The organism is Natronobacterium texcoconense, assembly GCF_900104065.1.
In the GTDB taxonomy this organism is placed as follows: Archaea; Halobacteriota; Halobacteria; order Halobacteriales; family Natrialbaceae; genus Natronobacterium; species Natronobacterium texcoconense.
In genome coordinates, this window is the sequence record NZ_FNLC01000001.1 from 605,654 (window position 1) to 620,023 (window position 14,370).

Below are 14,370 nucleotides of genomic sequence, written 5' to 3' on the forward strand. Positions count from 1 at the left end.
GTAGCCGGCCTTCGCTACGGGTATGAGTAGTATCGACGATACCGGTATTCCGGAGCGGGCGTATCGATGGATCTTCTTCGGCGTCGTCCTCTACTTCGCACTGGTTGGGTACAGCGCGGTCGCGAACGAGCCGCTGGCAATGCTCGCAGCGACAGTAATCTTCGGCGTGATCGCGATCGGGCTGGGCGTGGTCCTCTACCGCCAGAGCGGTGGCGAGCCGTCGCCGACGCTCGCTGCAGCGATATTTCTCACGCTCGGTGGCTTCCTGCAGTTTGCCTTCCTCGCGACCGGTCAGTCCGTGATCGACGACCTCTCGTCGCTCGCGGTCTTTGCCGGGGTAGGACTGTACCTGTACACGGTCTGGAGCGACAACTGATTCTGGAGACGGTCCGACGGCGCGTCTACAGCCCCTCGAGCGAGCGCAGTTTCTGTTCGACGGCCGGCGGTGCGGCGCTTGGCCCATCCCGGACGCGATGGTCGGGGATCAGGATTGGTGCTGGATTCGCGTCCAGGGCGGTCCGAACGAGGATCTGATCGTCCTCGTCGTCGGCGTCGAGTTCCGGCGTCATTCGGGTCAGCGCCTCGACGCCGACCTGATCGCCGTAGGGTATCTGCCGTACCTGTTCCAGAATGGACCGCTGGTCGGTCGGCACCGTCAGCGCGACCTGGACGTCGTCGAAGGTGACCTCTTCGAGTCCGTCGAGGTACTCGAAGATCCGCTCGAGGACGGGACTTTCCTCGCTGTCGTCGGTGACGACGGTAGCCTCGTCGTCCGGGTGGTCGGGAAACGAGACGTCCAGGACACGCCCGCTGGCGACGCCGAGTTGCACGTAACAGTCGAGGTACGACGATTCCCGCGCGTAGATCCCAGCGTCGGTAACGTCCTCCATACGCTCTGGGTACGGGGTAGGGGCTTGAATAATCGCCGGTCACGTCCCGATGGCGCAAGGCTTTTGTACATATGAGTACGTCGATGTACAATAATGAACTCTAGTACGGCGCTCGCTCCCGAGGTGGAGTCGATACTGGCCGCTGCCCGGGAACGGCCGGGCGGGGACACTCCGCTGGAGGTCGCGCCACGACCGTTCTCCGACGCCCTCGAGCGCGCGGAAACGGACGGACGCGTCCCCGTGATCGCGGAAGTGAAGCCGACGAGTCCGACCGCGGACGGCACCCGCGAGGACGACCCCGTCGAACTGGCCGAGGCGATGGTTGCGGGCGGCGCGACCGCGATCTCGGTCCTCACCGAGCCGACCCACTTCGGCGGTTCGCCCGAGACGCTGACGCGAGTGCGCGAGGCCGTCGACGTCCCCGTCCTCCGGAAGGATTTCCTTCTTCGCGAGGAGCAACTCGATGTCGTCGAAGCCGACCTCGTGCTGGTGATCGCACGGTTCGTCGATAATCTCGCAGACCTCGTCACTGCCGCCCGTGACCGCGGCTTCCAGCCGCTGGTCGAGGTCCACGACGAGGCCGAACTCGAGGCAGCCCTCGAGGCGGACGCCGATCTCATCGGGGTGAACAATCGGGATCTGGCGCGACTCGAGGTGGATCTGGGGACGTTCGAGTCGGTTTCAGCCGACGTGCCTGACGACGTCACTCTGATCGCCGAGAGCGGCATCTCGACGCCGGCGGACGTCCGTCGGATGCGGGCGGCGGGTGCCGACGCCTTGCTCGTCGGTAGTGCCATTATGGACCACGGCGCGGAAGAGGCTGACGTCGAGGCGAACACGCGACGACTGACGCGATCGACCGTGGAGGAAGAGACATGAGCACGAGCGACTACGACGACGAGAAACGCGAACGAACCAGTGACGCTACGTTTGGTGACGACTATGGCGGCCAGTACGTCCCCGAGGCGCTGATGCCCGCCCTGCAGGAACTCGAGGACGCCTACGAACGGTACGTCCTCGAGAACGAGGACGGCTTCATGGACGAGTTCCGCGAACGGATGCGTGACTTCGGCGGGCGACCGACGCCGCTACAGCGTGCGGATCGGCTCAGCGAGCGCTACGACCGGGAGATCTACCTCAAGCGCGAGGATCTGGTCCACGGCGGCGCGCACAAACTGAACAACGCACTCGGGCAGGTCCTGCTGGCCAAATACATGGGCAAAGAACGGATCATCGCCGAAACCGGTGCCGGACAGCACGGCACGGCGACGGCGATGGCCGCGGCCCACCTCGACATGCCCTGTGAGATCTACATGGGCCGGACCGACATCAACCGCCAGCGACCGAACGTCTACCGGATGCGGATGAACGGCGCGGAGGTAAACCCCGTGACGGCAGGGTCGGGAACGCTGAAGGAGGCGATCAACGAGACGATGCGCGACTGGGCGACGACCGTCGAGCGCACCCACTACGTTATCGGGTCGGTCGTCGGTCCCCACCCGTTCCCGAAACTGGTGCGTGACTTCCAGTCGGTCATCAGCGAGGAGGCCCGCGCACAGGTACAGGAGCAAGCGGGACGGCTCCCCGACAGCGTCGTCGCCTGCGCGGGCGGCGGTTCGAACACGATGGGGTCGTTCCACGCGTTCGTTCCGGACTGCGCGAACCCACGGTTCGCGAACGAATCGAGCGGACGTAGTCCGCGAGACGAAGACGTGGAACTGTACGCCGTCGAGGCCGGCGGCTCGAGCCTCGAGATCGACGCCGAGGAGGGCCTCGCACCAAACTCCGCGACGCTCTCGACGGGCACCGATGGCGTGCTCCACGGCGCGATGACGAAACTCCTCCAGAGCGAAGAGGGCCAGATCGTCGAATCCCACAGCGTCAGCGCGGGGCTCGACTACGCCGGCGTCGGTCCCGAACTCGCTCACCTGGTCGAGTCGGGCCGCGTGACGCCGGCAAACGTCGACGACGACGCCGCACTGAACGGCTTCCATCGGCTGTCGAACCTCGAGGGGATCATCCCGGCGCTCGAGTCGAGTCACGCGCTGGGATACTTGGAAGAACATCACGACGAGTTGGGTGATATCGTCGTCGTCACCGTCTCCGGCCGCGGCGACAAGGACCTAGAGACCGTCCTCGAGGAGACCGAGAAACGTGATCTCGAGGCCGCGCCGGACGTGGAGGTGCTCGAGTAATGGTTGGCGAGGATCGACGACCGGAGGGAGGAGAGCCTCGAGAAACGCGAGCGGGGAGCGACGACCAGGAGCGACCCGTGAGCGCCGACGGCGGCACCGACAGCGACGTCGAGGCCGCCATCCGCGAGAACCACCCCGCACTGATCACCTACGTCACCGCGGGCGATCCTTCCCTCGAGGACACGAAAGAGTACGTCGAGGCCCTCGACCGTGGCGGCTCGGACCTGATCGAACTTGGCCTGCCGTTCTCGGAGCCGATCGCCGAGGGGCCGACGATTCAGGCGGCGATCAACCGCGCGCTCGAGGCCGGCACCACGCCAGAGGGCTTTTTCGAACTGGTCGACGACCTCGAGACTGAAGCACCGTTGCTTGTGATGACGTACTACAACATGATTCTGCAGTACGGAGCGAGCGAGGCGCCACACGCCTCGGATAGTGACGCGGCGAAGCCGCGGAACGAACCCGACGTCCGGCCGTTCGTAGAACGTGCCGCCGACGCCGGCCTCTCGGGGATCATCGTCCCCGACCTCCCGGCTGAGGAGACCGATCCCCTCCGGGAGGCCTGTGACAACCACGGACTCGACCTCGTCTTTATCGTCGCGCCGACGACCGAGGGCGAGCGCCTCGAGAACATCATGTCCCAGGTATCGGGCTTCGCCTACGTTCAGGCCCGACTCGGGACGACGGGCGCGCGGGCGAACGTCTCGACGGCGACCCACGACAGCCTTACGCGTCTCGAGGAGTACGAGGTACCGAAGGCGGTCGGCTTCGGTGTCAGCGAGGGCGACCACGCGGCCGAGATCATCGAGGCCGGTGCCGACGGCGTCATCGTCGGCAGCGCGCTGGTCGATCTGATCGCCGAACACGGCGAGGGCGACGCGCCTGCAGCTGACGCACTCGAGACAAAGGCGACCGAACTCAAACGGGGTGCGCTCCGCGGTGCAGGAATCGACCCCGATGCGTTCGACGGAAACGTACCGGAACCAGAACAGCCATAACGACGAGTTTGCTACAACCTCACAATGACTACCACCGGCACTGACGCACGACTCGAGCGGATCGGTACAGACGGATCGTACGTAATCATCCCGATGGACCACGGCATTACGATGGGCGCGGTCCAGGGGCTGAAAGAGATCGAATCGACCATCGACGGCGTCACTCGCGGCGGCGCGGACGCCGTCCTCACGCAGAAAGGGATCGCCCCACGCGTTCACGAGAACAAGAACGGCAAGGGGTACATCGTCCACCTCAACGGCTCGACGACGATCGGTCCAGACGAACAGGACAAACGAATGACTGGGACCGTCGAGGAGGCGATCCGGGCCGGCGCCGACGCCGTCTCTTTCCACATCAACGTCGGCTCGGACCACGAACCCGACCAGATCAGCCAGCTCGCGGAGGTTACCGAGAACGCCGAGCGGTTCGGTATCCCCGTCCTCGCGATGGCCTACGCCCGCGGCCCCGGCGTCGACTCCACGGACCCCGAAGCACTGGGTCACGCGGTTCGACTCGCCGAGGAACTCGGCGCGGACCTCGTCAAGACTGGCTACAGCGGCGACGCCGAGAGCTTCCAGCACGTCGTCGAGTCGACCCGGCTTCCGGTCGTCATCGCTGGCGGCTCGAAGGGGACCGACCGCGAGACGATCGAGATGGTCCGTGGCGTGATGGATGCCGGCGGCGCGGGCGTCTCGATGGGTCGATCGATCTTCCAGCACGAGGATCCCGAAGCGATCGCGACGGCCGTCAGCGGCGTCGTCCACGACGACCGCTCGGTCGACGAGGCACTGACGGAAGCAGGACTGGCCATCGAAGCCTGATACGGCCCCCTGTACGACTTACTGGTGCAACCGCGAACCAGCATGCGGTTGCGCCGTCGATGACGTCCAGCAGTCCGTCCGATCTCCGTTCTTTCATCTGCCGGTCCAAGCTTCAACCGTCCGGCTCCTGTAGGAGAGGCAAGCGCACCGTGCGTGGAGAGTTTCCATGACGGACAATCAGGATCACGACCACGACCTATCCGCTGACGACACGATCGACCGACTGACACCGGACGAGGACCTCGAGACGCGAGACCCGATCTCGAGCGTCGTTTCGCTTTCGAACGCCCTCCCGCGGGGCACAATCAGCGTCGCAGGGGGTGGGCTCTTGCTCGTCTCCGCGCTTCGGTCGCTCGCGAAGGGACAGCTTCGAGCCATACCGAAAGCCATCGCTGGCGGCGGACTGGTGAGATACGGACTCGAGCGACGATCCAGAGAGCGAGACGAGGGACCGAGCACGTTCGAACCCGACACCGGAGACGTAGCGGGTGGAACCGACGGCAAAGACGTCTCCGACCAGGCGCACGCGGCTGGCTCCCGCCACGACCTCGGTCGAACGTCAGAAACCGGTCCCGAGGGCGACGTCTCGAGTTCCGCTCAACTCGGTGACGAACGGGACGCGGAATCGGAGGGTGAGATCGAGTTTACGGACGGGGAAGACGAGGGAGAGACACGATCGAAACCCGACGCCACGGACACGGACGATCCCCGACGAAACACCGACGATGACGACGTCGAGATCGACGTTTCCGATACGGCGATGGCCGACGAGCCCGCCGAAGCGACCGGTCCCGATCCGGAGCAGGCACAGCCGTCACAGACCGACGCCACGGAACCGGAGGAAACCCCGGAGGAAGACGCATCACACATGAAAGTCGATCCGGACGAGGACGCGGACAACGAGGACGAAATAGCCGGCGCGGACGAAGACGAGGACACGTAACCGGGTGGTGTTCGATACCGGTCCGCGAGTCGATCCGCCGCCGTCCGATCCGCGGAGTCACGTTCCGACCTGGCGGTACCACGCCCGCGAACTCGGTCGCCGTCTCTCCCACTACGTCGCCAAACGCCGTCGCGGGTATCGGGATCGTGGCTCGCTCGAGCGGGCAGCCGAGACGATCCTCGCGGAACGGGCCGAACGCGGGTTCGAGGCCGGCGGACACTTTCGAGGCGTCTGGCCGCGAGACCTCTGTTTCGCGGCTCGTGGGCTCGTGGCTGCCGGCTACGGGTCCGAGGTCGCAGAGACTGGCGATCGAATCATCGACTCACTCTCGGAGGTCTTCTACACCGACTTCCACGACGAATACCGGGCCGCGACGCCGGCTGAGGGCGTCGACACGTTCCCCGCTCTCGTCCTCTTGCTCTCGGCGGTCGATCGCCTCGAGGCACACGCCGACTCGATCATCGATCTCGCGGCGATCTACCGCGAGAAGTTCGTCGGTCCCGAGACGGGACTGGTAACAGGGAGGGGGAGTTCCTGGTGGGACTCGGCGGCCCAGCCACGCGAAGCGTACAACACCGTGCTGTTGCTTGCTGCAGTCGAGCGACTCGAGGAGCGTGGGATCGCGACGACGTTTACCGGCGAGTCGGAGTCGATTCGGAACGCACTCGTCTCGCATCTCTGGAACGGCAGCTACTTCGACGAGCGACGGGGATCGTCCGTGCTCGCGTGTGACGCGAACGTCACGGCGCTTTACTTCGGCCTGGTCGACGACGAACGGGCACGATCGATCGCCGATTCGCTCTCGACTCTCGAGACGCCGTACGGCCTCCGGATGCGAGCGCGTCCGTTCGGCCCGACCGAGGTCCACCCGTTCTTCCTCCTGCACCGGGACTACCACTACCACGTCTGGCCCTGGAACAGCCTCACGTACGCGAACGGGATTGCTGGATACGGCCTCGAGGAGCGAGCCCAGCGGGAAGTAAACCGCATCGAGCGACTGCTCGCTCCCTACGGCAACTTCCTCGAGGTGTGTACGTTCGAGGGCGAGCCGTACGTCAAACGCGGCTACGCGAGCGCGGAGGACTTCACGGTCGCGGCGGCGCTGTGGACGGAGTACGACCGGCGGTTCAGGGACTGATTCGTAGTTTCGTTTCCTCCTGCCGGACAGTCTCTCCGAGCGTGGAAAACCCTCATTTCCACGTTAGTTGTAGGTGAGACGAACCGCGCTACCGGCGCGTCGGGGATCGAAATGAGCGAGACACCACAGCACGAACGGCCGAGCATCGACCCCGAGTACGATCACATCCGGGAAGAGGGCGTCGACGAGGACCGACTCGAGGAGTTGCTGTCGGCGTACACGCTCCGTCGGGACGACCACGAGAACGCGCCTGCGTTCGTGATCCGGCCGACCGACGTCCAGGAGGTGCTGACGCTGCTTCGTGAGGAGGCGGGGTTCGATCACCTCTCGTGTATCACTGCCCAGGAGTACGAGGATCGGTACGAGTCGATTCTCCACCTGACGAAGTACGATCAGCGGACCCACGAGGTATCGCTGGTCGTCCAACTTCCGCGTGACGATCCGGTCTGTCAGAGCGCCGAACCCGTCTTCCGGACCGCGGACTGGCACGAGCGGGAGGCCTACGACCTCGTCGGCATCGAGTACGAGGGCCATCCCGACATGCGACGAATCTTGCTGCCCGACTCGTGGCAGGGACATCCGCTCTCGCTGGACTACGACCAGAACAAGCCGCAGGTAATCCAGTTCGCCGAACACGCGAACCCACTCCAGGAGAGCCGCAGGGGCGCCGAGTCGGAGACGATGTTGCTCAACATCGGCCCGCACCACCCGGCAACCCACGGCGTGCTCCACCTCAAAGCGGTACTGGACGGCGAGACAGTCGCTGACGTCGATCCGGACATCGGTTACCTCCACCGCTGCGAGGAACAGATGTGCCAGCAGGGGACCTACCGCCACCAGATCATCCCCTACTCCAACCGGTGGGACTACACGGCGAACCTGCCCAACGAGTGGGCGGTCGCCCGCGCGATCGAGGACGTCGCCGACATCGAGGTCCCCGAGTACGCCCAGGTCCTGCGAACGATGGCGACGGAACTGGGTCGCATGCTCGGTCACTTCCTCGCGCTCGGCACCTTCGCGCTCGACGTCTACGGCGAGTTCACCGCCATCTTCCAGTACGCCTTCCGCGACCGCGAGGTGGTCCAGGACATCCTGGAGGACCTGACCGGCCAGCGGATGATGTTCTACTACTTCCGACTCGGCGGCGTCTGCTGGGATCTGCCCGAACCCCGCGAGGAGTTCATCGAGAAGACCAGGGACTTCCTCGACGAACTGCCCGCGAAACTCGACGAGTACCACGACCTCATCGTCACCAACGAAATCTTCCAGCTTCGAACCGTCAACACCGGAATTCTCGAGCCGGAAGTGGCCAAAGACTACGGCGTCACGGGACCGGTCGCCCGTGGATCGGGGATCGACTACGACGTCCGGCGTGACGATCCGTACGGCTACTACGAGAATCTGGAGTGGGACGTCGTCACCCGCGACGGCTGTGACAACCACGCTCGCGTCCTCTGTCGCATGCAGGAAGTCGAGGAATCGGCCAAGATCGTCCAGCAGTGTCTCGACCTGCTCGAGGACTGGCCCGAGGACGAACGCACGGTCCAGAGTAACGTCCCGCGGACGCTGAAGCCGGACGCCGACGTCGAGACCTATCGTGCGGTCGAATCCGCGAAGGGCGAACTTGGGATCTATCTCCGTTCGGACGGCACGAACTCCCCGGCCCGGTTCAAGATCCGCAGCCCGTGTTTCCACAACCTCTCGGCACTGCCCGAGATGGCCGAAGGCGAGTACGTCCCCGACCTGATCGCGTCGCTCGGGAGCCTGGATATCGTCCTGGGGAGCGTCGACCGCTGACTACGCCCGTTCGCTCTCCTCGACGTACTGGATGCAGTGGTTTCGAGCCGTCGACACGTGATCGGCTGTCTCCCCCGACGCTTCCTCGGCCAACCCGTCGAGTTTCTCCGCGATTTCGACGATCCGATCGTCCTTCGGCCCCGGTTCGGACTGGGTGAGTCGGCCGTCCTGTTCTTCGAAAACGCCGGCCGTGATCGACTCGAGCTGTGACTTGATCGTTCGGTCCGCGCCGTCGACAGCCAGCTGGAGGTGCTCGCGTACTCGTTTGAGGTGTTCTTCGGGGTCGTCTTCCCGGTCGCTCATACCGGTCGTAGGAGAGCGATTGGGGTAGGTGTCGGGCCTGCTGGTGATGGTGACGTTCGACGTGTCCCTGTTACTTTCCCACATACGATAGCGACACCAGCCCGTCACAGACGATGGCAACACTATCCGATACCGACGAGATTCCCCGAGACGCCGAGGGATCGACAGCCGTAAGTACGCCACACCGGACGCTCCGAACGAATGTCGATCGAACGGTTGTGGGTGGGCGTCGCGACGCTTCGATCCCGCTGGCGGGCGCTCGAGCGTGACTGGCAAAGCGTCGTCGTCGCAGCGATCGTCGTCGCGACGACCGTCGCACTCGAGGTCCGGGTTCCCTGGTGACGAAATGTCGGTACGTCGACTTCTTCCGGGCCTCGTCGCCCTCTGTCTCGGTGCCGTTCTCGCTCGCGCCGTCGGACTCGCTGTCGGCGTCAACCACCTGCTGGTCGCCATCGCGCTCGGATTCGTACTGGCAAATGCCGTCGGCGTCCCCGACCGCCTCGCACCCGGCGTTGGGACCCACAAGCTCTGGCTGGGTGCCGGGATCGTCCTCATGGGCGCGTCGCTGACGCTCGAGACGGTCCTCGAGGTCGGCGGGCGCGTCCTGCTCGTGTTGCTGGTCGTCACCACGAGCACGCTCCTGTTCGTCGAGGTGCTCTCCCGGAACGTCGCCGGACTCGGGGACCGACTCGGATCGCTGCTCGCGGCCGGAGCCAGCATCTGTGGCGTCTCGGCCGTCGTCGCCGTCGCCGGCGCGATACGCGCTCGTGAGGATCAGATCGCCTACGCCGCCGCAACCGTACTGTTGTTCGACGCTGTCACCCTCGTCGTCTATCCGATCGTCGGCGACCTGCTCGGCCTCTCGAGCACCGTCTTCGGCGTCTGGGCCGGCGTCAGCATGTTCTCGACCGGGCCCGTCGTCGCGGTCGGGTTCGCCCACTCCGACGCCGCTGGCCAGTGGGCGACGATGACGAAACTCGCCCGGAACGCCCTGATCGGGGTCGTCGTCCTCGCCTACGCGAGTTACTACGCCCGCGGGACCGACGGTGGCCGTCTCTCGGTCCGGACCCTCTGGGACGAGTTCCCCAAGTTCGTGCTCGGATTTCTCGTGCTTGTCGCCCTCTCGAGCCTGGGCGCGTTCTCACCGGCACAGCAGGCATCGATCGAGAACGCCTATAGCTGGCTGTTCTTGCTCGCGTTCGTCGGGCTCGGGATGGAGATTCGGCTCGCTCAACTCCGGAGTACCGGACTCGCACCTGCGGCCGTCGTGCTGGCGGCGCTGATCGTCGCCAGTACGCTGTCTCTCGTGGCACTTACGGTGTTGTTCTGAGCGCATCGTCACCGACGAGCATCGATCTCGGCACGTAGTTCGCACCAATATTTGCCACTGCGTCGCCGATCCCGTGCGTTGGTTGCGTTAGCGGTCGTCAGCGCGACTGTTTCACCGTTCGAGACGTTCGCTCGCCGATCGGCCCGGCCCTTCAGAGACCGAAATCGAGGGCCTGCGGTTGGATCGCGGTACCTCTCCGTGGCTGTTATTCACACGCCTTCGCTGGCAACGCTTGCCCAGTTCTGGTTGAAAACCAAAGAATTGCAGGCTAACGAGGGGATACAAGGTCGGGAACACTACGGAGGGATAGTTCATGCAACGAACCTATTCGCGCCGTTCTGTACTGGAGCTTGCAGGTGTCGGGTCTGCTATCTCTCTTGCGGGCTGTACCGGTGCCTTCGGTGGCGGCGACGCCGTTCGAATCTCCGGTGGCGTCGGGCCACTGCCGATGGTCGAGGTGTGGGCGGACATCTACGAGGACCAGCACGAGGATGTCTCGTTCGACATCTCCGGCGGTGGCACCGGCGTCGGCGTCTCCGACCTGTTCAACGGCCAGGTCGACATCGCGATGATGGGCCGCGAACCCGAACCCGAAGAGACCGAGCAGGGACTGTTCGCCGTCCCGATGCTCATCGACACCGTCGTCGGCACAGTCAACGTCGACAACCCCGTCCTCGAGGAACTCCAGAAGGACGGCCTGACCCGCGAAGAACTCGAGGCCGTCTTCACCCGGGAGATTACCAACTGGGGCGAACTCGTCGACGCCGACGTCGACGAGGAGATCACCGTCTACGGCCGCTCGGACGCTTCTGCAGCCTACAAGCAGTGGGGCGACTTCCTCGCGGGCGAGGGCGACGCCTACACGGAGAGCGAACTCGAGGACTACGCAGACGCCAACCACAACGGCGATCAGCCGGTCGCCGAGGCCGTCGCAAGCAACGAGAACGCCATCTCGCTGAACAACATCAACTACGTCTACGACCTCGACAGTGGCGAACTCGAGGGCGACATCCGTCCGGTGCCGCTCGACCGGGACGGCGAGGGACTCTCCGAGGAGGAGGACTTCTACGAGACTCGCGAGGACTTCCTCGCGGCCGTCGAAGCCGGCGAGTATCCGGCCCCGCCAGCACGCGAGATGTTCCTCGCGTCCAACGGCGGCTTCGAGGGCGAAGCCTACGACTTCGTCGAGTGGGTCCTCACCGAGGGCCAGCAGTACGTCCGGGACAACGGCTACGTGCCGCTCGAGGAGGACACGCTCGAGGAGGCACAGGAGAACCTGGCCGAGGGGCCGTGAACTGAATGTCGGGCTCGACGGAATCGACGGGTAGTGCTCGAGGACGAGGAAGCCGGCTCCGCCGTCGCCTGCTTCTCGAACGGCTGAGCAGCGACTGGTTTCTCGGTGCCGGCTACTTCGCCATCGCCCTGTTCGCGCTGATCGTCCTGACGCTGCTGTACCAGTCGCTGCCGCTGCTCGAGCAGTACTCGGTCGTCCAGATGTTGACCTCGTCGAACTGGGATCCCGCACAGAACGAGTTCGGGTTCCTTCCGGCGATCGTCGGGACCATTTACGTCACGATCCTCTCGATGGCGATGGGGACGCCGATCGCGATCCTCGCGGCGATCTACATCGCCGAGTACGCCGAGGGTCGACTGAAGACGATCGTCTCCTCGTTCATCGACGTCCTCGCGGCAATTCCCAGCGTCATCTTCGGGCTCGTCGCCTTGATCGTCGTCGTCCCGTTCGTCGGCGACTACCTCGCGCCTGCCGTGGGCTCGAGCGCGACCGGCCTGGGGATTCTCACAGTTAGTCTTGTGATGGCGATCGTCGTCACCCCCTTCATGATCTCACTGTCGGTCGAGTCGCTCGAGGCCCTGCCGGACGAACTCCGGGAGTCCTCGCTGGGCGTCGGCGCGACGAAGTGGGAGACGATCCGGTCGGTCCTGTTGCGTGCTGCGGGGCCGGGCATCTTCTCGGCAATCTTGCTCGGCTTCGGACGGGTCTTCGGCGCGACGATCGTTCCCGCAATGTTGATCGGTGGCCAGACCCAGCTTCCCGACTCGCTCTTTGCGACCGGGCAGACGCTCCCGACGCTGATCGTCAACGACTTCGGCGAACTCATGTCGCTGCCGCTGACCCAGTCGGCGCTGATCTTCGTCGGGCTGATGCTCGTCGTCGTCGTCTGGCTCTTCAACTTCGGCGCGATGCTCGTCCGCCGCCGACTGCAACGGAGGTGGCAGTACTGATGGACCGCTACGCCAGACAGCGGCTGTTCGGCTGGCTCGCCCGCGGTGCCGCCGCGCTCGTCGTCGCCGTGATGGTCATGGTCGTCGCCGTGACGCTCTACCGTGGCGGACGCGTGTTCCTCACCGACCCCGCCATCGCGATCACGCCGCCGGGATCGCGGTACATGCTCGAGGCCGAGGGCGGATTCCTGCACGCCGTCGTGGGCAGCGTCTTCATCGTCGGCCCGGCGACGGTCGTCTCCGCGATCCTCGCGATGTCGACCGCGATCTACCTCCAGAGCGACTACTCGAGCGAACGGTTCGCCGACGCGGTGAACATGTTCCTGAACGTACTCTGGGGGACGCCACCGATCGTCTACGGGGTGTTCGTCCTGACGATCATCATCGCGATCGGTGCCCGGACGAGCCTGTTCTTCGGGATCGTCGCCATCGCGATCTTCCAGTACCCGATTATGACCAGGTACATCGACGAGGCACTGCGGTCGGCCCCCGACACCGTGAAGGAAGCGACCTACGGTCTCGGCGGAACCCGACTCGAGGCTGCGCTGATGACCGCGCGTGCGGCGCTGCCGGGGATCGTCGCCGGGATCATCATGGGCTTCGCCCGCGGCATCGGCGACGCCGCGACCGTTCTCTTCACCGCGGGTCGGAGCACGAACATGCCCTCGGGCCCCTTCGACGGCGCGACGACGCTGCCGGTGATGATCTTCGACCAGGCGATGTCGTTCAACGCCGAGGTCCGGTCACACGCCTACGCAGCGGCGTTCATCCTCATCGTCGTCGTGCTGGGGCTGATCCTCGTCTCGAAACTGCTCGCCGGCCGCTACGCCCGGTTCGCACCAGGAGGTAGCCACTCATGACAGATGCGACACTCACCACCGAGAACCTCGCCGTAACGTACACCGGAGACCGCGAGGTCGAGGCCGTCAAGGGCGTCGACCTCGAGTTCGCCGCGAACCAGTTGACTGCCATCATCGGCCCTTCCGGTTGTGGGAAGTCGACGCTGCTGAAGTCGCTGAACCGGCTCCACGAGATCCAGCCCAACGCGGAGATCACGGGTGACGTCGCCCTGAACGGGGAGTCGGTCTACGACACGGACGACCCCGCACCCGAGATCCGCAGGCGGATCGGCTACGTTCCACAGGAGCCGACGCCGCTGCCGCTGTCGATCTACGAGAACGTCGCCTACGGCCTGCGGATCCACGGCGACTACGACTCTCAGGCGGAACTCGACGAACTCGTCGAGAGCTACCTGCGGAAGGTCAACCTCTGGGAGGAGGTCGAGGATCGATTGGACGCGCCGGGCGCGGAACTCTCGACCGGTCAGATCCAGCGGCTCTGTCTCGCCCGCTCGCTTGCCGTCGAGCCCGAAGTCCTGCTCTGTGACGAAGTCACCTCCGCGCTCGACCCCATCTCGGCCGAGACAGTCGAGGAGACGCTCGCGGACCTCAAGGAGGAGTACACGATCGTCATGGTCACCCACAGCATGGACCAGGCCAGACGGCTCGCCGACGAGGTCGTCTTCCTCTACCTGGGCGAGGTCGTTGAGCAAAATGACGCACGGTCGTTCTTCGAGAATCCACAGCACGAACGGACGAAACAGTTCGTCAAGGGACACGTGATCGGAGCCGACTCGGACGCCGAAGACGACGAGGCGACCGCCGGCGAGACCGTCGCCGCCAGGCAGTAGCGCGACTCGAGCGCACTCTT

16 protein-coding genes are annotated in these 14,370 nt (G+C 65.0%); 14 read left to right on the forward strand and 2 right to left on the reverse strand.

What is annotated here, in order from left to right; translation table 11 throughout:
- The first annotated feature begins 22 nt into the window (after positions 1-22).
- Positions 23-376 (forward strand): hypothetical protein, encoded by a 354-nt coding sequence (locus tag BLR35_RS03205; RefSeq protein ID WP_090377285.1) that lies wholly within the window; start codon positions 23-25, stop codon positions 374-376.
- A gap of 25 nt (positions 377-401) precedes the next feature.
- On the opposite strand, the gene BLR35_RS03210 is transcribed toward BLR35_RS03205, so the two are convergent.
- Entirely contained in the window at positions 402-890 is a 489-nt protein-coding gene (locus BLR35_RS03210) for an MGMT family protein (RefSeq protein ID WP_090377288.1), read from the reverse strand.
- Positions 891-983: 93 nt separating this feature from the next.
- On the opposite strand from BLR35_RS03210, the gene trpC reads away from it, so the two are divergent.
- From trpC to BLR35_RS03245, 7 genes are all read left to right on the forward strand, one after another.
- Positions 984-1,769 (forward strand): indole-3-glycerol phosphate synthase, encoded by a 786-nt coding sequence (gene trpC, locus BLR35_RS03215; protein WP_090377292.1) that lies wholly within the window; start codon positions 984-986, stop codon positions 1,767-1,769.
- A complete protein-coding gene (trpB, locus tag BLR35_RS03220) occupies positions 1,766-3,085 on the forward strand; it encodes a tryptophan synthase subunit beta (protein ID WP_090377294.1) in 1,320 nt (439 codons plus the stop codon). Before trpC ends, trpB begins: the two co-directional genes overlap by 4 nt.
- Positions 3,085-4,083, forward strand: a complete 999-nt coding sequence (gene trpA, locus BLR35_RS03225; RefSeq protein WP_090377297.1) for a tryptophan synthase subunit alpha — start codon at positions 3,085-3,087, stop codon at positions 4,081-4,083. Before trpB ends, trpA begins: the two co-directional genes overlap by 1 nt.
- Before the next feature lie 24 nt (positions 4,084-4,107).
- Positions 4,108-4,905, forward strand: coding sequence for a 2-amino-3,7-dideoxy-D-threo-hept-6-ulosonate synthase (locus tag BLR35_RS03230; protein WP_090377300.1), 798 nt, complete (start codon positions 4,108-4,110; stop codon positions 4,903-4,905).
- Positions 4,906-5,071: 166 nt separating this feature from the next.
- Positions 5,072-5,848 (forward strand): hypothetical protein, encoded by a 777-nt coding sequence (locus tag BLR35_RS03235; protein ID WP_090377304.1) that lies wholly within the window; start codon positions 5,072-5,074, stop codon positions 5,846-5,848.
- Positions 5,849-5,855: 7 nt separating this feature from the next.
- A complete protein-coding gene (locus BLR35_RS03240) occupies positions 5,856-6,986 on the forward strand; it encodes a glucosidase family protein (RefSeq protein ID WP_170830984.1) in 1,131 nt (376 codons plus the stop codon).
- Positions 6,987-7,097: 111 nt separating this feature from the next.
- Entirely contained in the window at positions 7,098-8,783 is a 1,686-nt protein-coding gene (locus BLR35_RS03245) for an NADH-quinone oxidoreductase subunit D (protein ID WP_090377306.1), read from the forward strand.
- On the opposite strand, the gene BLR35_RS03250 is transcribed toward BLR35_RS03245, so the two are convergent.
- Positions 8,784-9,086: a DUF7553 family protein gene (locus BLR35_RS03250; protein ID WP_244510177.1), complete on the reverse strand. Its 303-nt coding sequence runs from the start codon at positions 9,084-9,086 to the stop codon at positions 8,784-8,786. It abuts the gene before it with no gap.
- Between the two features lie 201 nt (positions 9,087-9,287).
- Between BLR35_RS03250 and BLR35_RS20510 the strand changes: the two genes are divergently transcribed.
- From BLR35_RS20510 to BLR35_RS03275, 6 genes are all read left to right on the forward strand, one after another.
- Positions 9,288-9,428, forward strand: a complete 141-nt coding sequence (locus BLR35_RS20510) for a hypothetical protein (protein ID WP_170830950.1) — start codon at positions 9,288-9,290, stop codon at positions 9,426-9,428.
- Between the two features lie 4 nt (positions 9,429-9,432).
- Positions 9,433-10,416: a YeiH family protein gene (locus tag BLR35_RS03255; RefSeq protein WP_090377308.1), complete on the forward strand. Its 984-nt coding sequence runs from the start codon at positions 9,433-9,435 to the stop codon at positions 10,414-10,416.
- A 313-nt stretch (positions 10,417-10,729) separates the two neighbouring features.
- The gene (locus BLR35_RS03260) at positions 10,730-11,710 is read left to right on the forward strand and encodes a PstS family phosphate ABC transporter substrate-binding protein (protein WP_170830951.1); all 981 of its coding nucleotides are present in this window, start codon (positions 10,730-10,732) and stop codon (positions 11,708-11,710) included.
- Between the two features lie 5 nt (positions 11,711-11,715).
- Complete coding sequence (gene pstC, locus BLR35_RS03265) at positions 11,716-12,660, forward strand: phosphate ABC transporter permease subunit PstC (RefSeq protein WP_090377310.1); 945 nt, start codon at positions 11,716-11,718, stop codon at positions 12,658-12,660.
- Entirely contained in the window at positions 12,660-13,520 is an 861-nt protein-coding gene (locus tag BLR35_RS03270) for a PstA family ABC transporter permease (RefSeq protein WP_090377312.1), read from the forward strand. The genes pstC and BLR35_RS03270 overlap by 1 nt, the downstream gene beginning before the upstream one ends.
- The gene (locus tag BLR35_RS03275) at positions 13,517-14,350 is read left to right on the forward strand and encodes a phosphate ABC transporter ATP-binding protein (protein ID WP_090377314.1); all 834 of its coding nucleotides are present in this window, start codon (positions 13,517-13,519) and stop codon (positions 14,348-14,350) included. The genes BLR35_RS03270 and BLR35_RS03275 overlap by 4 nt, the downstream gene beginning before the upstream one ends.
- The last annotated feature ends 20 nt before the right edge of the window (positions 14,351-14,370 follow it).

Bases quoted from the DNA above. Each gene is read 5' to 3' on its own strand.
- BLR35_RS03270 (WP_090377312.1), top strand. From the start codon at position 12,660: ATGGACCGCTACGCCAGACAGCGGCTGTTCGGCTGGCTCGCCCGCGGT.
- pstC (WP_090377310.1), top strand. From the start codon at position 11,716: ATGTCGGGCTCGACGGAATCGACGGGTAGTGCTCGAGGACGAGGAAGC.
- BLR35_RS03275 (WP_090377314.1), top strand. From the start codon at position 13,517: ATGACAGATGCGACACTCACCACCGAGAACCTCGCCGTAACGTACACC.
- BLR35_RS03230 (WP_090377300.1), top strand. From the start codon at position 4,108: ATGACTACCACCGGCACTGACGCACGACTCGAGCGGATCGGTACAGAC.
- BLR35_RS03255 (WP_090377308.1), top strand. From the start codon at position 9,433: ATGTCGGTACGTCGACTTCTTCCGGGCCTCGTCGCCCTCTGTCTCGGT.
- BLR35_RS03260 (WP_170830951.1), top strand. From the start codon at position 10,730: ATGCAACGAACCTATTCGCGCCGTTCTGTACTGGAGCTTGCAGGTGTC.
- BLR35_RS03245 (WP_090377306.1), top strand. From the start codon at position 7,098: ATGAGCGAGACACCACAGCACGAACGGCCGAGCATCGACCCCGAGTAC.
- trpC (WP_090377292.1), top strand. From the start codon at position 984: ATGAACTCTAGTACGGCGCTCGCTCCCGAGGTGGAGTCGATACTGGCC.
- BLR35_RS20510 (WP_170830950.1), top strand. From the start codon at position 9,288: ATGTCGATCGAACGGTTGTGGGTGGGCGTCGCGACGCTTCGATCCCGC.
- BLR35_RS03235 (WP_090377304.1), top strand. From the start codon at position 5,072: ATGACGGACAATCAGGATCACGACCACGACCTATCCGCTGACGACACG.
- BLR35_RS03205 (WP_090377285.1), top strand. From the start codon at position 23: ATGAGTAGTATCGACGATACCGGTATTCCGGAGCGGGCGTATCGATGG.
- BLR35_RS03250 (WP_244510177.1), bottom strand. From the start codon at position 9,086: ATGAGCGACCGGGAAGACGACCCCGAAGAACACCTCAAACGAGTACGC.
- trpA (WP_090377297.1), top strand. From the start codon at position 3,085: ATGGTTGGCGAGGATCGACGACCGGAGGGAGGAGAGCCTCGAGAAACG.
- BLR35_RS03210 (WP_090377288.1), bottom strand. From the start codon at position 890: ATGGAGGACGTTACCGACGCTGGGATCTACGCGCGGGAATCGTCGTAC.
- trpB (WP_090377294.1), top strand. From the start codon at position 1,766: ATGAGCACGAGCGACTACGACGACGAGAAACGCGAACGAACCAGTGAC.